Raw genomic sequence first — 21053 nt, forward strand, 5'->3', positions numbered from 1 at the left:
ATCTCCTCACCCCGCGGAAAGCCCCATGGAGCGCGTGGGCATCGCACCTCGAACCGCTCGCCTATACATCGGCATCGTCCTCGTCATCGACGTCTTCAACTTGAACCACCGCGTCGCCAGCGGAATCCGACCACGTCAAGCCGAGCCAATCTTTCAATCGGGCGTACGCAAGCCTCAGCAGCGTATCTGCACGACTGGCCATAAATGCCGGATCCCAGTCAGAATCCCGCTGCCCGAGCGACCGGAGATGGGGGAGATAATGGGAGAGCTGAGCAAGCTGCTCGGTAGTCTGAGCAAATGTCAGACCCGAATCAACGAGAATTCTCCGCGACTCATCTGCAGAAGGTGCACCCAGCGCAGCGTATAGCACCTTCTTCTCGTCCCAAGGGCGGGAGCTCAGCGAGCTATTCGCATCTCCCGGCGCCAATACTAGATTGCCAATACGATGGACAACTTCCTTATCGGAATAGAACCCTCCGTCCCAGCCGCTAGTAGCCAGCTTCGGGGCGATATGCTCAATCGTGAAGTGACCCTCGTCTGACCATCCGTCAGCAGTGAAGCACGGGGCGACGCCAGTCTTCCCCGGGACGATAAGCCCAGCATTTGCGCTGTCCTCGACAGTGTCGTGGTACGCCGCTAGCAATAGGAATCGAGTTAGGGGTCGACTGATTGTGTACAGCGGTAGCGTCGAAGCCGCCGCAAGGAACGACCCCAAGTTCTGGATTCCGCCGTGTTCCGGATCAGACAGGCGCGCTGCTAGCTCCGCCTTCAGCGCAGTTACATCGACTACCGGATCCGACTTGTCGGAGTCCTTACCGGATCGCTTGCGAGCTAGCGGGCCCATTCCGGTCAAGGAGTCTCCGGCCAGTACCGCACGATACTGGCTGTCGATGTTTCCGGTCCCTCTCCGGGTGGCCCGCCAAAGTACTGTGAACGCTGTAACAGCCTTGACTGCTGCCTCGAAATCCAAGACACGTTGCTCGCGCGCATTCGTATCCGTCTCGCCAACTGCGGCGGAATAGAAACGCAGCATTGGCGCAATCGCAATTGAATGATTGAGATCCTTCAAGAAGGACAAACACAACTTCACGCTGTCCGTCATCGCAGTCGTTGGCAAACCGGGAAGCTGACGCGGTGAGCCGGTGGGAGGCTCCCAGGTGCTTCCGACGAAAGTCGCCGTATCGCGCATATGGCAGAGGTACGCCGCCCTCTCATCTTCGGAATTCTCGTACTGATCGAAAGTGTCTTTCATATAGACACGTTGATCTGGGAGTCGCTTAGACAACTTCTTGCCGGTCTCAGCCAAAGCGAACGAGATAAGGAGCTCACGAGTTGCGTTCTGCAGCTTATCGCCAACATCGTAGCGATTCAAGTAGGTCTGAACTGAAGTCATATATGTATGAGCCGGCGAGTTCCGGTACTCGGTAATCTTCTCCGCCATGACTACGCGTGGGAGGAACGTCTCAAACGCAGTGAGTGGCTCTCCCGTCGTATTCAGCGACTCGAAGATGGTAAAGGCGTAGTCTTCATCCTTTCCCTGCACGACAGTTAGTGCAATCCGGTTCAAAGCGTACGCTGCGAACATCACCAGCCGCATAAGCTCGGCTTCAGGCTCGTTGTCTAGGGCAGAAAGTAGCGCGCAAAGGTTAGAGTCTAATTCATGGTTAAAAAGCGCTCTCTGGAACTCGATATTTGTCGCAAGGATGCCAAGGGTGGGAAGGTCCTCAAGTTCCTCAACCGGCTTTCGCTGAGCCAACTTTGTAAGTGATAGACGGACCTCAGTGAATCGCTTCACGAGATCAGTCTCTCCCTCGCCAACACCTTCTCGCGGCTTTGGCCTGAAGTCCGTCGGCTTGCTAGACGGATCGGCTTCAGCCTCGGCGAGGCTGGCGTACCTATACTGAAGGTTTCCAATCGGCGACTCGTACAGCTTGTCCTTCTCAGACCTCGACCACTGATCAACGAACGAGCGAATCAGTCTTGGGTAGATCGGCGCATCGCCGTAATTCTTTCGTTCGTAGAACGCGGTTCCGAGTGTCTGAAGGATACTTACTGACTCGCTGTAGAGCGCAATCTGGGCGACGTTCGAAGGGTCAGGTCCCTTCCCCTTGAAGACTTTCCAAGACCTCTGCCGAATTAGATTATGTAACTGAATAAGAACTAGCAGTAAGCTTGACAGTCGCTGCTGTCCATCGATCACCGTCAAGACTTTTGATGGAACCTCCGGTTTGACGATCGGAAGGACGGTGGCGTGATTAACGTCATGAATAGTGATGACGGTTCCGAGGAACGTGAAGCTGTCAGGCGATTCGCCGAGGTTCTTGAGGCCGTGTAGCGTATCGTCAAGGAGCTTCTCGACCTTGTCCTTCCCCCAACCGTATGGCCGCTGGTAGGGCGGAAGGTACAAGCCAAGTCCATTGTCAGAAAGTAGCTCACGAAGGCTCTTGCTTTGAGCTTCGAAGATTTCTCTAGCCTGGGTAGGCATCAAACATCCTTCGTGTCGACTGACTGGCAAGGGTCGTGCGCTCCATGCAGCCTAGAGGGAGCCCGTCATGCTGGCAGCGTCGCCATCGGTCATCGGGGGGCGCTCGTCGTTGAACGCACCTACCGTTCCTCCGATGGATATCCCCCACCCTGGCCCTCGCAGCCTGAGAGGTGGGAGCCGGACGCGCGGCTCCGCCAGCGCGCCTGGCTCTGTGCAGGCAACTGGTCAGGTTTGCTGGGTGGATAGCGGTAACCGTGTGACGATCACGGTATGTCTGACGGTTCCGGGAGGAGCAGGGCGCGGAGGCGGCGATCAGGGATTGCCAAGGGCCTAGTATCCCGCGATGTTGAACGTGCGGTTGCAGAGTGGCGAACGATCGGAAGATCAGCGTTCCAGTCGGCTTACGGGGGAGCATCGGCGCAGAAATATGTGCTCGTAGATGAGGCTGATGAAATAGACGCTTTGGTGCTCCTCAGAGGAGCGAGGAAACTTGCGGGACTTGAGGTCTCCGACTCCTATCGGGCTGATCGTGAGAGCGTGGCCGAACCGCTCCGTCGCCTTGGCTTCTTCGTCGAAAATCTGGAGTCCACGACCGAGAGCCCGATCATCCCTGAGATCGAGAATGTTCGAAGGTGGGTTGAGAGACTCGACGGGTCGACAGATAGGGAGGGGGTGCAGACAGTGCGCCGAGAGCAACGAGTGCTGCGTGCAGCGCTTGGCATTGGCACCGGCAACAACGAATCACTGTGCGAGTGCGGAATCTGCGGGCGAAATCTTCCGGAGAATCTTCTAGTGGCTGCGCATATTAAGCCGCGCCGATTCTGTGCCCGTGAGGAGCGGCTTGACGTCCCTAGTATCGTACTGCCAGCGTGTCTCCTCGGATGTGATTCTCTATTCGAGAACGGGTATATCGGCGTCGGGCATGATGGATTGATCCTCATGTCTCGCCCGACAGGCAGCGACCTGCCAGCACTTCATGGCCATCTAGCCCCGGCGTGGAGTCTTGAGCGTGAAAAGTACTTCTATTGGCATAGAAAGAACCAATTTATGGGCCGGGCCTGATGGCCTTTCCTTGGTAACGAAGCGCGCATTCTGTTCCGGAGTCGCGACTCGTTCGATCGCTAGATGTGGCAAACCATGCAAGCATCATCGCCGCCATCCTCGGCGAGCACATCGTCTAGAACATCTACGAGCGGCAGATTGGTGCGTCTGTTCGAAGCTCGCTCCATCGCGATGGCGTGCTTTTGCTTGATCTCGTCGGCGCGTGCGTGGAGCTCGCGCAGGGTCTCACCGCCAGACCACGTGTACTGGCGACCTTGCATGGCGTTGGCCTCGTAGCCACGCTTCTCTTCGTAAGCAATTGCCTCGTCGAAAAGATCGGGGTGACGTTCGCTAAGCCCGATCCACTCTGCTTTCCGCTGAAAGAAACAAAAAGAGCAGCCGCTTCTAGTTCGCCATTCATAGTACTCGGGGAGACCGACGCCGGCGTCGTCAAGAATCTTGAATACCTGATCTTTTACGATGCCGTCTTCCTTGAAGGGGAACACTGGCTTGATTGTCGGCTTCGTGGAGATGTACCCGCTACGGTTCTCGTCAGCGCGAATGCCGATATAGGTGTACGTCTGTGCATCACCTAGCCATGCTTCGAGTGGCTTGATCTTCAGGACCTTAGTGCACCAGCGCATTTGTGGGCTAGGCAATGCGCCGCCGAATACCTGAAGCCAGTGATCGAAGCCTCGCTCAGCGTTCAGTCGGACGATCTTCTTACCGAGTGCGGCCTCCAGATTAGCGAGATACTCGTACGTTTCGGGCAGCTCGGCGCCGGTGTCGGTGAAGAAGTACTCCAGGTTCGGCACCCGATCCTTCAGATAGATTGCCAGCGCCGCACTGTCCTTCCCGCCCGAAATCCCCAGCACGTGCCGCGCACCTTCGTGCGCCAATGCCTCGTCGACTGTCGCACTGGTTCTGTTCAGCGAGTTACTTGCCACCGCTGATCATTCCCTTCTTGGCTTCGTTTGCCGGGACCGCAATCTGGGTGTCCTGCCGGGTGGGTGCGCGAAGAACCTCTTCAAGGAGCATCGCCATGAGCGCGTCGCGGCTCTGAGGGCCGCCTACCACTTTCTCCGCGTCTTGGAGAGTCTTGTAAACGAGGTCGCGCAAGCGCTCGGTGGAACTGTCATGGTAGTACAGGACACGGATCGCTTCCTCACCTTCCGGTGTCGTGTATGTGATCCGTCTGGCAGTGAAGCCAGCCTCGAACGTCCGAGTTCGTAGATCTGCGTGAAGCGCTTCGACACGCTGGAAGGCGGCGGCTGTCTCTGCCAGTACTCGCTGAAAATCTAGGCGATCATCGTCGAGCCACCGCTCGACCGACTTTCCGGTGATTGCTAACCCGATTCGACCCAGCCAGCCTTCTCCGTCGGTGGTTTCATCCGCTACGTTGAAGATGAATGCTTTCAGTTTGCTGTCGATAACCTGGTCATCGATCTGCTCGGCTCGTGCGCTGAGAGACTTCCGAAGTTCGTCCAGCTGGTTGGACTCGTGGAACGAATCAGCTAGCCATCCCAGCACTTCCAGGAGTTGGCGCTCGTAAGCGTGCTGCAATTCTTCGAGGGCCGTCATGAGGCTGTCGCTGAACGACGCAACAGCAGCCGCTGAGGGTTTGCTCCAGGCCGGCCCCGAGAAGCCGCACGCGTTCGGGAGATCCACGAGGAGCAGCTGATCAGGTTCCCGGGCGCTGAGGAGTACGCGGCGAACGGCGAGTGCTTTTTCGCCCAGGTGGCTGGTCTTGCGTGTGTAAAGGTTCATGCCGCGGACTAGGTTGAGAAGCGGTGCCGCGACGGCGAGTACCGTCTCGTTGCGAAGTGCCTTCTGGGTGGTGCTGCGCAGCCCCCCTACTCCCAGGGACGCCGTCACCTTCGCGATCGCGGCTAGGACTTGCGCTCTGCTACCACTGTGTTCGAAGGACTTCAGCGCGAACCGCTGCGGCGACTTGACGAGACGCTCCACCAAGTCGGCTGTGAGGCTCGGTTGAAAGGTCCCATCCTCGTAGATTGCGACGTCATCGGACCTCTGCAGGAGATGCGCCACGAGGAGTACTGGGATCGGCCCCTCCTTGAGTCCAACAGGCGGAGCCATTAGGCGGGCGTATAGGCGATCGATGCCCGCTGGCTTGTCGTGAGCCCGGTCTATGAACCCGGCGATAGCTCCCCAGGAGTCTTGGAGCTTGCTATCCCGGCTGGGTGTTCCGAACGACCAAGAGTCTTCTAGCTGGCAGTGGATACCGGTGTGACGGAGTACCGCTTCGTACATAGCTCGCTCCGGGCCATACCCGCTGAGCCCTAGACGCTCCTCGCCCGGGTGCTGGATCATGGCCTCAATGAGCTCGCGACGCGCCTTCGCGCCTTGGCTCGTGAGTTCGCGACGTCCCAGCATCTCGTTGCGAATGTGAGGGCTGTGGTTGTAGGCGTCGTCGCAGACGTCGGAGAGCAGGCGAGAGAGGCTCACCTCGCTCGCTGGCGGCTCGCTCCAGGAGTCGTCGGTCCGAACTCGGAAGTCGACGCCGTTGGTCCCTGGACGGAACGCGTCAGATAGCGCTTGGCTCAGCCTGTTGCGGGCATCGGCTACGCGGTCCTGGAGCTCGCGCTTTGCGACTCGGTCGTCGACCACCTCTTGCTGATCAAGGACAGCTAGCGCCGCAGCGACTTCGATTGCGGCCTCCCGCACCTGCCGAGCGCGTTCGCTTGTGCACAGCACGACCGGCCTGTTGTCGGCTCCCGGAGCCAGCTGAAGTGCCGAGTCGGATAAGCCGAGGTGGTACACGACGAGCCCGTCGGCTGGATCGTTTCGCGGCAGCTTGGGAAGTGACTTCGAACCGTCGTCTGTGTATGCGACGGCAAAGTACCGGAGCATCCCGACTTCCTGACTGTGCCGCGCAGCGATAATTGGGTTGTCGCCCTGCAGGCGCCCAATTAGCTCTGCAGCGCTCGTGCTTCGGAGTTGCTCGCGTGCGTCTGCGACGCGGCTCCGAAGGTCTACATCGCTGCCCTGCCACAGTCGATACTCGTCAGCAAAGGAACGGAAGGTTAGGAAGCCTCGCGCTTCTAGATCCTCAAGCCGTGCCCGCCATTGCGGGTCGGCGACGTGATCCGGGTTGCTAAGTGCATAAGCTACGAGATCCGCTGATGCGCGTAGGCCGAGTGTGTTACCCATCAGATTCAGCAGTCCGACAGTCTTGAGGACTGCAAGTTCGTTCAGGTCGAGGTTGATGGCCTCGTGGACGCGATCATGGATCTCGCGCCAGCGTTGCCCGCCGATGCTGAGCGCCATGGCTCGACCTGCACCTGCGAAAAAGTCGAACAGTTCTGGCAGTCCGATGGTCGGTAGGGCGGCTGGAGCCTTGGGTACAATAGTGGATTCGAGGAAGTGCCGAGCCGAGCCGGCCTCGACGCTGGTGAGGAACGTGAACAATGTGCGGCCATGTTGGCCTAACTGTGCACAGAGCTCAGGCAGCGCTAGCAAGGCCACGGGATGAAGGGGGTAGCTATGCGCGACTGTCTCGATGCCGCCTGGAAGGTGGTTCGCAATCCCAACTTCTCGGGCGCCTTCGAATGATGCGGTAGCCCACTTCTGGCGACGGCCAGAGAAGGACCTCGACATCGCTCCACCATCGAGAGCGCCCACGACCAGGCGGAGCGACTGCTCTGGTGATTCGAGGAACGAGACATCCTCGAAGCGGCCCTGGACTTTACCCCACTCTCGGCGCTGCTGCACCGAGGCCTGCCGCACATAATCATCGAACGCTAGATGCTGAAGGGTGAATGTAAAGGCGGCAATCGCCTTATCGCCGGTTGCGTGCTCGGCCAGCTCTTGCAGAACAAATAGGTCGGCGCCGACTTCGCTTCCCTCGCTTGCGCGCACTGCGAAGTGCTCCAGCGTTTTGCCGAACTCATCGAGAATCAGAAGTAGCGGCGCGTTGCCCGCAATGCTTCGGGCTGCTGCCGCAATCGAGCGAGCCGACTTCGTAGCCTGAGCCTCCCGGAGAGCCTCGGTGACAGCGACGGGCTTTCGCTTGGGCCAGTAGTTCTGGGTGCCCTTGACGAGAGCACGCAAGAGGCTGTCAGTCACCGGCTCTAGCTGACACGTGGTGGTAGCGAGCACGAAGCCATCGTCGGCACCCAATGTCGTGCGGGCGGCGACCAGGTCATCCAGCAAAGCGGCGTCGGCGGCGCGGAGCGATGCCTCAGCGGCACATCGAAGGTCCCCGCGGGGGCCGAGCAACGTCCGCAGGAATAGGGCGAACGAACTCTTGCCAGCACCGTACGGACCAGTCAACGACCATGACCGGCCTGCGTTCGGGTCTGTCATCGATTGGACAAGGCGGCGCAGCACCTCGAGGGCACGGCTGGTTGGGATGTAGTGCTCCGCCTGCTCCTGGTGACTCTCTAGGTTGGCAGCACGCAAATAGTGGTCGCGGGGTCGGACCTGTGCTGACAGGGTGGTATCAGCACTCACGCTGCGTGCTCCTGGTTCTTGTCGTAATAGTCTGCGACGAACTGATCTTTGAGGACGCTGATATCGCCTTGGACCACTAGCTGTCGAAGGCCGCCGGGTTCGGCGACGCGTATCTGGCGGACCTTCTTGCTGGCGTCGACGAGGATCTCGTAGAGATTGCTTTCGGTGAGACGGAAGGCGCGGCCGGGGCTGCACGGATCGCTAGCGAGGCGGGCTAGGGTGATGGTCGACTCCTTGCCGCCAACCTCCTGCATGAAGTCGAGGCAGGCGTACGCGACGATCGCGCTAGGTAGTGAAGGCTTGGGGCCGGTAACGAAACGCCAGCTTCTTGACTCTCCCACGGCGGGCGCGATAAGACCCAGCTGGCGAGTGGGGCAGTCGAGAACATCGTCCATTGTCTGGCGGCCAGTGCGGCGAACAGCAAACGTGCGGAGTAAGCAGTCGACGTCCTTCTTGACCGAGGCCTCAACGACGCTCTTCCACCCCGCAGCGTCAGCGAGCTCCTGGACGTAGGCAGTCAGCTGAGTTTCCTCGAACTGCTCAAGGCCAAAGAGATTGAACGCGGTCCACCATGCCGGGGCTAGGCACGGGCCACTTAGTAGCTTCCAGTGAAGGAGCCAGAGGCTAGCTGGCTCTTCAAGCCAGGGATCCCAGCCGTCTTCGGCGAGCAGCTTTAGACCGAATTCCGAGGGGCGCCAGTGAGGTACTCGCGGTCGGTCGGTGTTCTCCGCGGCCTCAATCACCTTATACGCCTGGCACCAGTAACGGATGGCGTTGACCATATTCTTGCCGACTCCGAGCGTCACCGTGGCGTCGGGCTCCGAGAAGACCGCCTGGTTTCGCTGGGCCTCGGCGTAGCCCTTGCGGAGCCAGCCGAAGCGGAGATGGAACGTTTCGTGACGCGCAAAAATGGGTTCCGAGTGTTGGGCGAGTAGTGCGCCACTCATCTCGTAGTCCTCTCAACTGGGGAGACGTCACCAAGCAGGAGGGCCAACTCAGTGTAGGCGGCGATGAGGGCCTGTGAAGCTTGGTCAATTTCGCGTGCTGTCGTATACCTGCTCAGGCTGAGGCGCAGCGACCGAGCGGCCTCGTGCTCGGGGACCCCCATGGCGAGCAGCACCGGCGACGGCCCTGGAGCGCCTGAATGGCAGGCACTGCCAGTCGACGCAGCGAGATCGGGTATCCGCGCAAGCACCACGTCGGACTCGACACTGTCTGGATCGGAAGCGCCGACGGCGACGTTCAGAATTCCAGGTAGGCGCCGGGCAGCGGCAGCGCCGTGCTCGACGACATCGACGAGTCCTGTCTGGAGGTTGTCTCGGAGGCGTGCGCGCAGACCCGCGGTTACCGCGGCAGCCTCGTGTCCTGAGTTGGCGGCGAGAGCGGCTGCAGCGCCGAAGCCCGCGATCGCCGCGACGTTGAGAGTGCCGCTGCGTAGGCCCTTTTCCTGTCCGCCACCCGTTACCTGCGCACGCAGTAGCTGCCGCGCCGTTGGCCTCGCGATGAGTGCGGCAGCTCCTTGCGGGCCGTGCATCTTATGGGAGCTGACAGTGATTAGGTCGCATTCGTCGAGTAACGGCGCCCGCCCCCAGGCCATGAGTTGGCTCGCATCGGCGTGGACGAGGGCGCCTGCTGAATGCGCCAGATCGCAGATTTCGTCGAGGGGCTGGACTATTCCGGTCTCGTTATTCGCTGCGTGAACCGAGACTAGAAGTGTCTTTGGGGTGACGACTTCTTTGAGCTCAACTAGGTCGATCTCACCCGACAGAGTTACGGAGGTCAGCCGGATCGGACTCCCTTGGCCGTCAAGGTCGTCAAGGGTGGCAAGGACCGAGGGGTGGTCGGTAGTTGTAGCAACGACCTCCTTCCTCCGATCCCTACTGCTGAGGCCTCGCAGCGCGAGGTTGTTTGCTTCCGTCGCGCTGCCCGTGAATATGACGCTTGCCGCGCCGACGTTCAGGAGTGCTGCCACTGCTTCACGGGCAGAGTCGATGGCGTGGGCCGCCGAGTGGCCAGCGGCGTGGGCTGCGGACGGGTTCCCCGAGTGACGCAGCATTTCGACGGTCGCTGTGAGCGCCTCAGGGGCAAGCGGTGTCGAGGCGGCGGCGTCCAGGTAGATCACGTCGTGCATCTTCGTCTCCTCCCCCTGCTAGACGATGGGTGGGGTGCAGACCAAGCTACGGTCGGGGTCCGACAGTTTCGGACGGCCGTCGCCCCGTGGGGTTCGGGCGAGTGGAGGTGCCCAGCGCGACAGGGCATGACGAGATGCTCGCCGTCGACCACGCCGTGCGACGACAGGTCGACGGCAGGCGGCTTGAGGGCCTCGGCGGCCGTCGAGCTGACACCGCCGGTCCCGCGGTGGAAGATCCTCGCCGTCCGCGCTGTCACAGCGGCAGTCTCTCGCGAACCTCGTCCTGGGACTTCTCCAACACGCCGACAGCCTAGTCCCAGGAGCACCTGTGTGACCGCCCGGCCTACCGCTTCAGGTGTGGCTCCCGAGGCGCGGGAATCTGTCTGATTCGCTCAGACAATCAGCTCTGCTGAGATTGCTAGTGCTTCAGGTAAAGGACCCGCTATGTGTGGGGCGATCGTAGATCACCGACGTTCGACGTCCTCTGCCTGATGATACGAGACCCTCGGTCTGAAGAATGGTGACCGCGCTATGTGCGGTCCCGGTCGCAACTTCGTATCGCGCAGCCAGCGTTTTGACGGCTGGGAGCTCGTCGCCGATCCTGAGCGCTCCGCACGCGATCGCGGCCCGGAGATCGTAGGCAATCCTTCGGGACTTCCCCTTCTCGTCGATGTCGTCTGGGTGTTCTTCGACTGAGGGGCTCCCTGCAGTGGCGCCAGCCGGGATGGCAGGCATCCGGACCCCAGTCGACTTCATGGCTCGCTGGTCGGACTCTGCAACCCAGGCCGTGTAGACGCGGAGAGTCGTAGAGCCACCGCCTCCGTGGCCGAGGCGACCGGCGACGGTGCGGACGTCGACTCCCGCGGCGATGAGCTCCGTGGCCGAGTAGTGGCGGAGCTGGTGGAGGTTCATGTCCCAGCCGAGCCTCTTGCACATCCGCACGTAGCGGTTGGAGATCGAGGAGGGACGGAGCCAGGTGCTGTGGTCGATAGCCGGCGAGAAGATGCGGCCGTCCGGGCGGATCGTGATCCCGGCTGACTCGGCGAGCCGGTCGCACTCCGCTCGGTAGGTCTTCAACAGCGTGACCGTGTCCGCGTCGAGGTGGATGCGGCGTTGCTGGTGGGTCTTGGTGTCCTTCTCCCAGGTGTGGGTGTCCCGCTGGGCGACGCTGGAGCGGATCGTGAGTACGGCGCGGTCGAGGTCGAGGCGGTCCCAGCGGAGGGCGCAAAGCTCGCCGCGGCGTGCGCCGGTCACCATCGCCAGCCAGAGGAAGCAGGCCCACCAGAGGTCGGCGTCGAACGCGGACGCCAGGATCCTGGCGGCCTGAGCAGCCGTGGGCGGGTCGGGCTCGGCCACAGAGCTGCGGGGCGGCTCGGCTTGGTCGAGCGGGTTGACGGCGATCCAGCGCCAGCGGACGGCGCGGGCCAGCGCGCCGCTCAGGCAGAAGTGAATCTTGCGGATCGTGGCGCTCGCGAGTGGCTTGCAGACGTGGCGAGTGCACTTCGCGTCGCACTCGTGCGGCCCGTCAGAGGCGTGGTCGACTTTCAGGCGGCCGTTGCAGTGCTGCCGACAGCGCCGCAGGATCGCGTAGTACGAGTCCAAGAGCTCGCCGTCGAGCCGCGCGACCTGGAGGGGACCGAGTCGCGGGCGGATGTGGACTCGGATGACCTGTTCGTAGCGGTCCCTCGTGGTGTCTTCGACTTCGAGGAGCTCGAGGTAGCGGTCCAGGAGTTGGTCGACCGTGGCCTTGGTGCGCGGGTTGCGCTGCTCGTCGACCTGCGTAGCGAGCCGGCGCTGCACCTTCTCGGCCTCTTTGCGAGCGTCCTTGCCGGCGGGGACAGTCTCGACGAGGTAGTGCCGCTTGCCGCTCAGGGGATCGATGCCCGCGTACACGCGGACGCGCAGGGAGCCGTTGGAGCGGACCTCGATCTCGCCCCGCTGTCGTCTGGCCATGGGAGCGACGCTAGCGATTCGCTCCCATCATGGCTCCCAGGCCTGTGGACAACTCCGGCCAGCACCCCTGCTGACCTGCGTGCCCCCGGCAGGATTCGAACCTGCGGCACCCGCTTTAGGAGGCCGGGACGGTGCGTGATCCGGACCGCGCTCGTCGGCTCTACCAGGAGCCGGAGTTCTCGCGGACTGTCCACGGTGGTCCCGGATGCGCTGTAGTTCGCCCCACGATCGGCCCCACGTGGGGTCATGCTGAACCGCTGGTCAGCGGACGGTCAGTGCCTCTCCGTGCTCCAGGTACCGGACATCACTCGACGCCGTGGTGCGGAGACGACGTGCCAGGCGAGGGATCACGTACGACTCCAGGTCTTCGAGAGCGACCCACTCCCAGCGGTCGAGTTCGTCGTCGGCGAGCCGGATGCGCTCAGCGTCGTCGCCGAGCTGGCCGCAGTCGAAGATGAACAGGAGTTTGTCGCCTTCCTTATCGCTCGGTGCCCAGTCGACCGACAGCAGCGCGACGGGCTTCCGGTCCAGACCGAGTTCCTCGGCGATCTCCCGGCGGCAGGCGGCAGCGGGCGACTCCCCGCGCTCGACGTACCCACCGGGGATGTCCCACGTCTCCTTGTAGGTCGGGTGGACAAGGAGGATCCGGCCGCCGCCATCAACGAAGAGCGCGCCAGCGGCGACGCGGGGAGTTGCGAACGATTCGCTCGGGTCGGACACGCCGCGAGCTTACGACTGCGGCTGTGGAGGTGCTGTTGGCCGTGCGGCACGAGCCGATCAGACCAGACGCAAACGGCCGGCCAGATCGTCGAGGGCCGGATCCCGGTGCGCTCGATTGCTCTTCACCCAGCCGAGAACGAGTTGGCGGCTGAGGGCATGGTGTCGGATCTGCTCAGGAGCGATTCGCTCGGCCTGGAGCAACACCGCCAGCGCGTCCTCGCGGCGATTCCGGGCCGCGTAGGCGCGAGCCGTCTCGATAGCGTGTCGCACCTGACGCTCCGGAGGAAGACCCGAGACGTCGATCGAGGGTGCGAGGTCGACCGCCACCTGGACGTCGCCGAGCTCCAGCGCTGTCGTCATGCGGTGGAGCGCGACGTTCGTCGGGCCGAACGCTGTCCACATCGCGTTGGTGTCGTGCCCGACTCGGTGCGCGCTGTCCTCAGCTTCGCGGAGGAAGGCGTTCACCGAGGCCCGATCGTCGGCCCTCGCCGCAGCGACGGCCCCGGTCAGGAAGAGCGTGCCGTAGACCGAGAGGAAGGACTCGTCGGTGCGGCTGCTCAGGTGTGTTTCGAGGACGCCCGCGGCGGTCCGTACGAGGTCGACGCCCGCCGCGAACCTTCCGGTCGAGTGCAGGGCGTAGGCGACGGACCGGAACAGCGAGCCGAGTACGACGGGGCTCTCCGACTCCTGGGCTGCGGCCAGACCGCGCTCGGACGCGATCCACGCCAGGTCGGTCTCTCCCAGCTTCGTCAGGACCGACACCGCGACCTGATAGGTGAGCGCCAGCAGTGCGAGCGCCCTCCGGCGGTCCGCCTGCTCCGCGTTGTGTACAGCGGTCAGCGCGTCGCTGAGGACCAGGGGAGTCCGGCCGGTGACGTAGGCGTAGCGGCTCGCCTGGTACGCGTCGAAGATCGCCGAGACGTCCGCCTCCAGCGAGTCGAGGTCGGCTGCCTCGCCCGGAGCCGTCGGGCTCGCAAGTAGCGGAGTGATCTGCCGGTAGTCCATGAGGGCGGAGCGGAGCGCGGGGACGGTCTGGACCCCGCTGTCCGCCGTCCACTCCAAGAGGGTCGGTTCGCCGACCAGGTCACCGATCGTCACGTCGAGTGCCTCGGCGATCCGTCGAATGACGGACAGTCGATCGAGGTCGATCCGCCCGTTCTCGACCTTGCTGAGCCAGTCCTCCGTCCGGCCGATGAGACCGGCGAGCACGAGCTGCGAGAGCCCACGCCGCCGCCGGTAGAAGGCGATCCGCTCGCCGATGGTCATCGCCGTCGTCATTCCGCGCATGGCAACCACCCTCCTCGACTGGTCCGGACGTACCCCGGAATTTCCTTCCGGGTTCTACGTCAGAACAGGACTCAGGCTATCTCCACTGCCCGACAGGGAGCAGTAGTTCGAGAGGAGAAGCCCAGTGAACAGTCCGTCTACCAGGGAGGGTGTCGGCGCCGCCGCGGCAGTCGGCCCGACCTTCTACAGCGTTCCCGACGCCGCGAAGTTGATCGGAACCTCGCCCGTCACGCTGTACCGCGCAATTCGCGATGGTGAATTCCCCGCGCTCCGAGTCCGCGGCCGACTGATCATCCCGGCACGGGTTCTCGACGAGATGGTGAGCGCCGCCGTCAGCCAGCAGGCCGTCGTCGATGTCGCCGCGTGGGTCCCCGCGACCCGGGGGAGCGCGTCCTGATGGGCAGCGTCGGTGTGCTCATCCTCGGTGCGGTGCTCGGGGCGTTCATCTGCGCGAAGGCGCGGGTCGCGATCGGTGCGGTCGCGTTCTCGCTGATCGCGCTGGTCCTGTTCATCGCCACGCCGGTCGGTTCCGGGCTGCCGGAGGCGATCAGCACGTTCGTCTCGGCGTTCGACCGGGCGGCGACGCCCGCCCTGAACGGCGCCGGGACCACCGGGGCGGGGGCGTGACCGCGGCCGCCGATCCCGGAGCGGGAGACCTCGCCCTCACGGCCGGGCGGGCCGAGACCCCGGGTGGACCCGCCTGCGGCGGGGCGGAGGGCCGTCCGGCCCGAGTTTGGCCCGGCCTCACTCAGATTCAAGGGCGCTCCGCTGGCGCTACGCGTCGCTGCGCGACCGACCTTCGGCCGGCCCTTGAGTCCGAGCCTCGGAGGCCGTGCGCGCCTGACGGCGCGGTGGCGGACGGGACGCCGCCACCGGGGGGCCGGACCGGCCGACCCTCCTCACCCCTTCTGGAGGCCAGCATGACCGCGATCTTCCTGCCCGGCCCGCCCGTCGTGGACCTGGCCGACGACCCCGTCGACCTGGTCGACGTGACCGATCTGGTGTGCCCGGGTTGCGCTGGGCCGGTGGTCGACGCCCCGCCCTCGGGGTGGCCCGCGAGCGCCGGTCGGTGCCCGCAGTTCTCGCACCTCGACGGGTCGGTGCTCTGCCCGGGCTCGCTGGGGCGGGTCCCGGAGCCGGTCGAGGCGGCGTCGTTGCGCTACGGGCTCACCGAAGCCGGGGCGACCGCGACCGCGGCCGCGGACGAGGCGTCCGGGTGGTCGGCGTGAGCGCCCGTCCGTCGCCGGAGCGGACGGTCCCGGAGCGGGTCGTCGGGCCCGAGGACCTGGACCCGCGGTTGCTGCGTCCGACCGGTCGGACGGATCGGTTGCAAGTGGTGGTCGAGCACTACGTGCCGGGTGCGGGTCGGTGCCCGGGGTGCGGGTGGCCGGTACTGCGTCGTCAGGAGTGTCCGTCGCGCCAGGTCGCAGTGTGCCTGCTGGACAACCGGCCGCTGCCGGTCCGGCTGGCGCACCTGGCCGAGGTGATCCCCAGTGCCCGTGCCGGCCGGGACACCGCGGCGGACCGGGACGAGCAGCGCCGGATCGAGGACGGGCTGCCGGGGCTCTTCGCGGCCCCGGCCCGGGCCCCGGAACGGGGACAGCCGTGAACCAGCAGCAGAACCACGAGATGGGACGGCCCGGCGACGAGATCTTGGCGGAACACGACCGCCGGGCCGCTCTCACCAACCAACAGGAGGCAGGAGAGATGTTCACCGTAGACCCGACGCCCGGCATAGGCGACGCGTTGGACTGGCGGGCTGCTGCGGCCTGCCGCGACGTCGACCCCGAGCTGTTCTTCCCGACCGCGATGAGCGGTGCCGCGCTGGTCGCCGCGGAGCGGCGGGCGCTGTCGGTGTGCCGGGTGTGCCCGGTCGTGGCCGCCTGCCGGTCGTGGGCGATCGTGGAGCAGCCGCACGGCATCGCGGGTGGGACGACCGAGGACGAGCGCCGTCGCGCCCGTCGGGTGATGCCCCGCCGGGCCGGTCGCGTCGAGGGTCCGGCCTTGGTGCCTGGCCCGTCGCCGCGTACCGATCGGGCTCCGGTCATCGCCGCGGGCCGCACGGCGCTCACCGCCGGAGCCGACCGTGGGGACATCGCCCGCACGCTGGGTGTGACCCGGCGGACCGTGGATCGCTGGGCCGCCGCCTTCGCGATCCCCGCCGGGGGTGGTCGGTGATGAGCGAGATGTTCAGGGTCACCGAGTCCGGACAGGCTGCCGGCCGGATCCGGGAGCTGGTCCGCCGGATCGCCGTCGAGGTCTTCGCCGCGACCGAGACCGAGGTCCCGATCCCCGGGTTCACGATCTTCACCGACCGCAAGCTTGACGACCCGCTCGCCGGGGTCCGGGCCGCGCTGCTGATGCTCAGCGTCGCGGAGGCCCAGCTCTACGACTACGCCCGCTCCGCGCGGGCCGCGGGCCGCGCGTGGGACGAGATCGGCGCGGTCCTCAGCCTGCCGACCGGCGGGGTGCCGGTCGGGGAGGCGGCGTTCAACTGGCTGGTCTGCGGCCGGGTCCCCGACCCGGAGCGGGACGGGATCAGGTCGTTCAGGACGCCGTCGGCGTTCTGGCGGTGCTCGACCTGCGGTGAGCAGGTCACCGACGACGGGCCGTTCGAGTCCCACCCGACCGACAACGAGACCGGGCACGCCGACTCCTGCACCCGCCACCAGGCCGACGTCGCGGCGTGGGCGCAGCGGACGGGGTGGGCCGACTGATGGAGATCCTGTTCAGCTCCACCAGTCTCGTCCTGGCCGTGTTCGCCGGGGGCGCGCTGCTGGCCTGGTCTCGTGGTGCCCGCGGTCTGGCCGCTGGGCTCGCCGCGGTCGCCCTGCTTCCGGCGGCGACGCTCGTCACCGCCCTGTCCTGGCCCGCGATGGTCGCGGTGGCCGGGCTGGCCGTGGTGATCGTGTGGCACCGCTGGACCCGCTCGTCGGCGACGGTGTCGCGGTGGGCGTCGCGGTCCCGGCGCAAGGTCGGGGTCGCGTCGTCGTTGGACATCGTCCGGCACGCCGGGACTTTCGCGGTGCGTCGCCGCACCGGCACCGTCCGCCCCTCGCTGGCCGGGCTGCCGCGCTGGCAGCGGGCCCAGCTCGCGACGACCGAGGCTGCGGTCGAGCTGTGCCGCACCGGTGCTCTGCGGGTGTGGGCGCTGGTCGAGGACGTCGTGATCGTCGTCGGCGGCCCGCGCACCGGCAAGACGGGCTGGCTGGCCGGGCGCGTCCTCGACGCCCCTGGCGCCGCGCTGGTGACCTCGACCCGCACGGACCTGCTGGACCTGTGCGCGCCGATCCGGCGCCAGTCCCGCGGGGAGGTGTTCGTGTTCAACCCCGCCGGTCTGGGCGATCGGACCTCGACGATCACGTTCGATCCTCTGACCGGCTGCACGGATCCGGTGACCGCGACCGAGCGGGCCACGGACATGCTCGCCGCCGTCGCCTCCGGCAGTGGTGGAGATCGGGAGTTCTGGGACGGTCAGGCCCGCCGCGTCCTCGCCGCCCTGCTACACGCCGCCGCCCTCGGGGGCCGGCGGATGGTCGACGTCCTCGGGTGGGTCGCCGACCCCGACGCCGCAGGCCGCGAGGTCCCCGCCCTGCTGCGCCGCTCGGGTGTGACCGCGTTCGAGCAGGACGCGATGCAGTTCATCACCACCAACGAGCGCACCCGCTCCTCGATCACCTCCAGCGTCATGCCCGCGCTGGGCTGGCTCACGCACCCGGCCGCTGCCGCGGCGGCCGAGCCCGGGCAGGGGTTCGACGTGGCCCGGCTCCTGGACGATCGGGCGACGGTGTTCCTGCTCGGCGCCGAGGAGGCCCAGACCGCGCCCCTGGTGTGCGCCCTCACGGGGCACATCGCCCGCGAGGCCCGACGGCTCGCCGCAGGCCAGCCCGCGGGGCGGCTGGACCCGCCGCTCGGACTGTTCCTCGACGAGGCCGCCCTCATCAGCCCCGTCCCGTTGGAGTCCTGGACCGCGGATATGGGTGGGCGGGGTGTGACGATCCTGTGCGCGTTCCAATCCCGTGCCCAGCTCCTCGCCCGCTGGGGCGAGCACAAGGCCGCGACCATCCTGAACAACACCGCCGCCGTCATGATCTTCGGAGGGACGCGGGACAAGGCAGACCTGGAGTTCTGGTCCACCCTCGCCGGAGAGCGCGACGAGAAGGTCTCGACGACGGACGAGCGCGGTCGAGTCGCGTCGAGGTCGGTGCGGAAGGTGCCGGTGCTCGCCCCGGCGCAGATCGCGAACCTGCCCGCGGGGCGGGTGGTGGTGATCCGGCGGGGGATCGCCCCGGTGATCGGTCGGGCCCGCATGGCCTGGAAACGGCCCGACGTGCGGCGCCGCGCTCGGCTGATGGCCCGGGTCGAGGCCGAGTCTCGTCGTCACCGCCGCAACGAGGCGGTCCGGGTGTGGGGCGACGCCCAGCTCGAACGGGCCCTGGTGGTGCTCGCGGCGCGGTGGCCTGTCCGGTTCGGGGAGGCGTTGGAGCGGGTGCGGTCGTCGAACCGGATGTTCGCCGAGCTGCGTGCCATCCGCCGCGGCGACGACGCCGACCAGGCTGCCGAGGCAACGGCGCTGGTCGAGCCGGCCCCCGGTGAGCGGCCGGCCGATGGCCCGACCGGTGACGAGCGGTGGCAGCGATGAACAACAGCCACGAGCTGCTGACCCCGGCCCAAGCCGTCGAGCGGCTCGCCGCCGAGCTGCCCGGCGGTCGGGCTGACGCCGAACAGGTCATTGCCTCCTACCTGCGCGACGCCACCGGTGTGCACGGCCGTCCGTCGTCGGGGTGGCGGCTGGATGACTTCGATCTCGACGACGCCCGCGCCCGCTTCGGCTGGGTCGACTTCACGGGCGGGGAGACCGTCGCCGCCGCCCGAGCCCGGGCTGAGACGGCTGCGGTCGCGGCAGTCCGCGAGGCGCGTGGGACGTCGGCGGTTACCGAGCGGGACCGGCTGGCCGGGCTGCACTCGGATGCGGAGATGTGGGGCTACCGCGCCCACGAGGTCGGGCTCGACGAGCTGACCACCACCACCGCGTGTGCCCCGCAGCCCCGGTTGGTGACTGTCGCCCGGGAGGGCCGGGAGAGGTCGCATCGCGAGGCCGCCGCGACGCACGACGCCCGGGTCCTGGCCGCGGAGGCCGCGGCCGAGGCAGCCCGTTGTGGACACCCCGCACGAGCGCACGAGCAGCCGGACCACGACCAGCACGAGGACAAGGAAGGGGACCCGATGACCACCCCGGACAACGACCAGCATGACACAGAGCCGGAGGTGTCGCGGGTGTCGGACCTGGTCCGCGCGGTCCAGGCCGAGGCTGTCGCCCAGCAATTCGACGACCTCGACACCGTGGCCGCCCGCGGGCCGGTCGACGACGTCGACGGGGCGGGGTGGGAGCGATGAACACCCCGCCCGCTCCCGGACCCGCCGAGGTGGAGGTCCTCGCCGACCTCGTTCGCGAGGTCGACACGCTCCGGCGCCGTCTGGGTGTCCTCGACCAGGTCGGGCACCGGCTCGACGAGCTGGATCGGGTCGTCGCGCAGCTCGCGAACACCCTGGCGACCGTCGCCGCGCGACGGCGGGTCCCGGTCGCCCCGTCGTGGCTGCTCGCCCCGACCGGGGCGGACGAGGTCGCCGTGCTGCTCGACGAGCTGTCCGCGTGGCTGGCCGCGGTGTTCTTGCGCTACCCCGACGGCGCGACTGCGCTGCCGGAGTGCTGGCTGTGGCACCCCGACGTCGTCGAGGAGCTGCTCTGGCTCATGCACGCCTGGTGTGCCGCCTACCAGGGTGAGAACGCCTCGGTGCAGGCCGCGGGGGACTGGCACGACCGCCAGCGTCCCGGTGTCATCGCCCGGCTGCGCAAGTCGGTCGGGTCCTGCTCGGTGGAGCGGCACCAGACCCGGCCCGGTTGGTCGGACGTCCCGACGCCCGCCGCGGTGGTGCCTGGTCTGGCGCATATGGCGCTGATCGTCGGGTGGTGGTCCGCGCAGCGGGACGGGACGCCGCCGGAGCCGCCGGCCGTCGCGCCGAGCCCGATCGGGGGTGCGCTGCGATGAGCACCGTCACCTCGCCGTCGTCGGGCCGGTGGGCGCGCGGGGCGGTCTGGTTGCCCGGGCTCGTCGTCGCCCTCGGCGCCGCCGTCGCTACCGCGCACGGGCTCTACGAGGTCGCCGTCGCGGCCCGGGTCCCCGCCGCCATCGCCTGGATTTACCCGTTGATCACCGACGGCCTGGCCCTGGTCGCCTACGCGGCCACGGCCCGGCTGCGCGGGTCGGCTGCGCGCTACGCCTGGTCGGTCGTGATCGTGTCGGCCGGGCTGTCGGGTCTGGCCCAGGCCGTCTACCTCGCCTCCGACGCCGTCGCGGCCGGGATCGCGCTGCCGGTGTCGTCGGCGCTGCGCTTCGGCGTCGGGGCGTGGCCCGCGGTCGCGGCGGCCGTCGTCGCGCACCTGCTCTACCTGCTCGCCGCCGACCACCTGGCCGAGACCACCGGGGCCGTCCAGGCGGAGGCGACTGTCCGACCGGCCGGGCCGGACGACTCCGCCCGGCTGGACGCCGGGCGTCCCCCGCGGATGGTGCTCGACGGTCCGGTCATCCCGGCCCCGGCAGCCGAGGCGTCCAGCCGGAACCCGGCATCCCGGCCGGTGTCCCGCCCGTCCGACGGTCCCCGCCGGGCCGTCCCGGACACCGGAGCACCGTCGGCCGGGTCACCGGCCCGAGACCGGGCCCGCGACGCCGCCCGGAGGCACCGCGACCGCCACGGCGCCCTCCCGACGGTGCGCGAACTCCAGTCCCTCGCCGACGTCAGCCGCGGCACCGCGGGCGACGCCCTCAAGCAGCTCCGCGACACCCCGCAGCAGGCCGCGACCGGCCTGCACCTCGTCCCCGACGAGCCCGAGACCAGGACTCAGCAGTGACACCCAGCAGTCAGCACCCCGACGCGACCGAGCACACCACCAGAACAGAGAGC

Annotated in this window: 19 protein-coding genes; 11 read left to right on the forward strand and 8 right to left on the reverse strand. The window is 66.4% G+C overall.

Features of this window, described 5'->3' with window-relative positions:
* Nucleotides 1-61: 61 nt before the first annotated feature.
* Nucleotides 62-2485, reverse strand: a complete 2424-nt coding sequence (locus tag ZF1_RS03685; protein ID WP_482636460.1) for a DUF262 domain-containing protein — start codon at nucleotides 2483-2485, stop codon at nucleotides 62-64.
* Nucleotides 2486-2755: 270 nt separating this feature from the next.
* On the opposite strand from ZF1_RS03685, the gene ZF1_RS03690 reads away from it, so the two are divergent.
* On the forward strand, nucleotides 2756-3547 hold the full coding sequence (locus ZF1_RS03690) for a ScoMcrA-related endonuclease (protein ID WP_482636461.1): 792 nt from the start codon (nucleotides 2756-2758) through the stop codon (nucleotides 3545-3547).
* 59 nt (nucleotides 3548-3606) lie between these two features.
* Here the strand turns inward: ZF1_RS03690 and ZF1_RS03695 are convergent, their stop codons facing one another.
* The 7 genes from ZF1_RS03695 to ZF1_RS03725 form a co-directional block, all read right to left on the reverse strand.
* Complete coding sequence (locus tag ZF1_RS03695; protein ID WP_482636462.1) at nucleotides 3607-4473, reverse strand: phosphoadenosine phosphosulfate reductase family protein; 867 nt, start codon at nucleotides 4471-4473, stop codon at nucleotides 3607-3609.
* Nucleotides 4463-7852 carry a hypothetical protein gene (locus ZF1_RS03700; RefSeq protein WP_482636463.1) on the reverse strand — a complete coding sequence of 1130 codons (3390 nt, stop codon included), beginning with the start codon at nucleotides 7850-7852 and terminating at the stop codon, nucleotides 4463-4465. The genes ZF1_RS03695 and ZF1_RS03700 overlap by 11 nt, the downstream gene beginning before the upstream one ends.
* A 143-nt stretch (nucleotides 7853-7995) precedes the next feature.
* Nucleotides 7996-8946, reverse strand: coding sequence for a DUF4007 family protein (locus tag ZF1_RS03705; protein ID WP_482636464.1), 951 nt, complete (start codon nucleotides 8944-8946; stop codon nucleotides 7996-7998).
* Complete coding sequence (locus ZF1_RS03710; RefSeq protein ID WP_482636465.1) at nucleotides 8943-10130, reverse strand: cysteine desulfurase family protein; 1188 nt, start codon at nucleotides 10128-10130, stop codon at nucleotides 8943-8945. The genes ZF1_RS03705 and ZF1_RS03710 overlap by 4 nt, the downstream gene beginning before the upstream one ends.
* 426 nt (nucleotides 10131-10556) lie before the next feature.
* Nucleotides 10557-12083 (reverse strand): tyrosine-type recombinase/integrase, encoded by a 1527-nt coding sequence (locus ZF1_RS03715; protein ID WP_482636466.1) that lies wholly within the window; start codon nucleotides 12081-12083, stop codon nucleotides 10557-10559.
* Between the two features lie 261 nt (nucleotides 12084-12344).
* Nucleotides 12345-12803, reverse strand: a complete 459-nt coding sequence (locus tag ZF1_RS03720) for an NUDIX domain-containing protein (RefSeq protein ID WP_482636467.1) — start codon at nucleotides 12801-12803, stop codon at nucleotides 12345-12347.
* A 57-nt stretch (nucleotides 12804-12860) separates the two neighbouring features.
* The gene (locus ZF1_RS03725; protein WP_482636468.1) at nucleotides 12861-14081 is read right to left on the reverse strand and encodes a helix-turn-helix domain-containing protein; all 1221 of its coding nucleotides are present in this window, start codon (nucleotides 14079-14081) and stop codon (nucleotides 12861-12863) included.
* A gap of 133 nt (nucleotides 14082-14214) precedes the next feature.
* Here ZF1_RS03725 and ZF1_RS03730 point away from each other — a divergent pair, with 133 nt between their 5' ends.
* The 10 genes from ZF1_RS03730 to ZF1_RS03775 all read left to right on the forward strand — a co-directional run bounded on the left by ZF1_RS03730 (nucleotide 14215) and on the right by ZF1_RS03775 (nucleotide 21000).
* On the forward strand, nucleotides 14215-14487 hold the full coding sequence (locus ZF1_RS03730) for a helix-turn-helix domain-containing protein (protein WP_482636469.1): 273 nt from the start codon (nucleotides 14215-14217) through the stop codon (nucleotides 14485-14487).
* The gene (locus tag ZF1_RS03735; RefSeq protein WP_482636470.1) at nucleotides 14487-14717 is read left to right on the forward strand and encodes a hypothetical protein; all 231 of its coding nucleotides are present in this window, start codon (nucleotides 14487-14489) and stop codon (nucleotides 14715-14717) included. The genes ZF1_RS03730 and ZF1_RS03735 overlap by 1 nt, the downstream gene beginning before the upstream one ends.
* Nucleotides 14718-15010: 293 nt before the next feature.
* Nucleotides 15011-15319: a hypothetical protein gene (locus tag ZF1_RS03740; protein ID WP_482636471.1), complete on the forward strand. Its 309-nt coding sequence runs from the start codon at nucleotides 15011-15013 to the stop codon at nucleotides 15317-15319.
* Nucleotides 15316-15699: a hypothetical protein gene (locus ZF1_RS03745; RefSeq protein ID WP_482636472.1), complete on the forward strand. Its 384-nt coding sequence runs from the start codon at nucleotides 15316-15318 to the stop codon at nucleotides 15697-15699. Before ZF1_RS03740 ends, ZF1_RS03745 begins: the two co-directional genes overlap by 4 nt.
* Nucleotides 15696-16268, forward strand: a complete 573-nt coding sequence (locus ZF1_RS03750) for a WhiB family transcriptional regulator (protein WP_482636473.1) — start codon at nucleotides 15696-15698, stop codon at nucleotides 16266-16268. Before ZF1_RS03745 ends, ZF1_RS03750 begins: the two co-directional genes overlap by 4 nt.
* Nucleotides 16268-16807 (forward strand): hypothetical protein, encoded by a 540-nt coding sequence (locus ZF1_RS03755; protein ID WP_482636474.1) that lies wholly within the window; start codon nucleotides 16268-16270, stop codon nucleotides 16805-16807. Before ZF1_RS03750 ends, ZF1_RS03755 begins: the two co-directional genes overlap by 1 nt.
* Nucleotides 16807-18732 carry a type IV secretory system conjugative DNA transfer family protein gene (locus ZF1_RS03760; protein WP_482636475.1) on the forward strand — a complete coding sequence of 642 codons (1926 nt, stop codon included), beginning with the start codon at nucleotides 16807-16809 and terminating at the stop codon, nucleotides 18730-18732. Before ZF1_RS03755 ends, ZF1_RS03760 begins: the two co-directional genes overlap by 1 nt.
* Complete coding sequence (locus tag ZF1_RS03765) at nucleotides 18729-19487, forward strand: hypothetical protein (RefSeq protein WP_482636476.1); 759 nt, start codon at nucleotides 18729-18731, stop codon at nucleotides 19485-19487. Before ZF1_RS03760 ends, ZF1_RS03765 begins: the two co-directional genes overlap by 4 nt.
* Nucleotides 19484-20140 (forward strand): hypothetical protein, encoded by a 657-nt coding sequence (locus tag ZF1_RS03770; RefSeq protein ID WP_482636477.1) that lies wholly within the window; start codon nucleotides 19484-19486, stop codon nucleotides 20138-20140. The genes ZF1_RS03765 and ZF1_RS03770 overlap by 4 nt, the downstream gene beginning before the upstream one ends.
* Nucleotides 20137-21000 (forward strand): hypothetical protein, encoded by an 864-nt coding sequence (locus ZF1_RS03775; protein WP_482636478.1) that lies wholly within the window; start codon nucleotides 20137-20139, stop codon nucleotides 20998-21000. Before ZF1_RS03770 ends, ZF1_RS03775 begins: the two co-directional genes overlap by 4 nt.
* Nucleotides 21001-21053: the final 53 nt, after the last annotated feature.

It is taken from the genome of Pseudonocardia sp. ZF1 (assembly GCF_056835605.1).

Excerpts from the sequence above, each read along its gene's own strand:
- ZF1_RS03770 (WP_482636477.1), top strand. The coding sequence starts at position 19,484 with ATGAACACCCCGCCCGCTCCCGGACCCGCCGAGGTGGAGGTCCTCGCC.
- ZF1_RS03705 (WP_482636464.1), bottom strand. The coding sequence starts at position 8,946 with ATGAGTGGCGCACTACTCGCCCAACACTCGGAACCCATTTTTGCGCGT.
- ZF1_RS03735 (WP_482636470.1), top strand. The coding sequence starts at position 14,487 with ATGGGCAGCGTCGGTGTGCTCATCCTCGGTGCGGTGCTCGGGGCGTTC.
- ZF1_RS03715 (WP_482636466.1), bottom strand. The coding sequence starts at position 12,083 with ATGGCCAGACGACAGCGGGGCGAGATCGAGGTCCGCTCCAACGGCTCC.
- ZF1_RS03710 (WP_482636465.1), bottom strand. The coding sequence starts at position 10,130 with ATGCACGACGTGATCTACCTGGACGCCGCCGCCTCGACACCGCTTGCC.
- ZF1_RS03685 (WP_482636460.1), bottom strand. The coding sequence starts at position 2,485 with ATGCCTACCCAGGCTAGAGAAATCTTCGAAGCTCAAAGCAAGAGCCTT.
- ZF1_RS03765 (WP_482636476.1), top strand. The coding sequence starts at position 18,729 with ATGAACAACAGCCACGAGCTGCTGACCCCGGCCCAAGCCGTCGAGCGG.
- ZF1_RS03690 (WP_482636461.1), top strand. The coding sequence starts at position 2,756 with ATGTCTGACGGTTCCGGGAGGAGCAGGGCGCGGAGGCGGCGATCAGGG.
- ZF1_RS03700 (WP_482636463.1), bottom strand. The coding sequence starts at position 7,852 with ATGACAGACCCGAACGCAGGCCGGTCATGGTCGTTGACTGGTCCGTAC.
- ZF1_RS03755 (WP_482636474.1), top strand. The coding sequence starts at position 16,268 with ATGAGCGAGATGTTCAGGGTCACCGAGTCCGGACAGGCTGCCGGCCGG.
- ZF1_RS03725 (WP_482636468.1), bottom strand. The coding sequence starts at position 14,081 with ATGACGACGGCGATGACCATCGGCGAGCGGATCGCCTTCTACCGGCGG.
- ZF1_RS03760 (WP_482636475.1), top strand. The coding sequence starts at position 16,807 with ATGGAGATCCTGTTCAGCTCCACCAGTCTCGTCCTGGCCGTGTTCGCC.
- ZF1_RS03740 (WP_482636471.1), top strand. The coding sequence starts at position 15,011 with ATGACCGCGATCTTCCTGCCCGGCCCGCCCGTCGTGGACCTGGCCGAC.
- ZF1_RS03775 (WP_482636478.1), top strand. The coding sequence starts at position 20,137 with ATGAGCACCGTCACCTCGCCGTCGTCGGGCCGGTGGGCGCGCGGGGCG.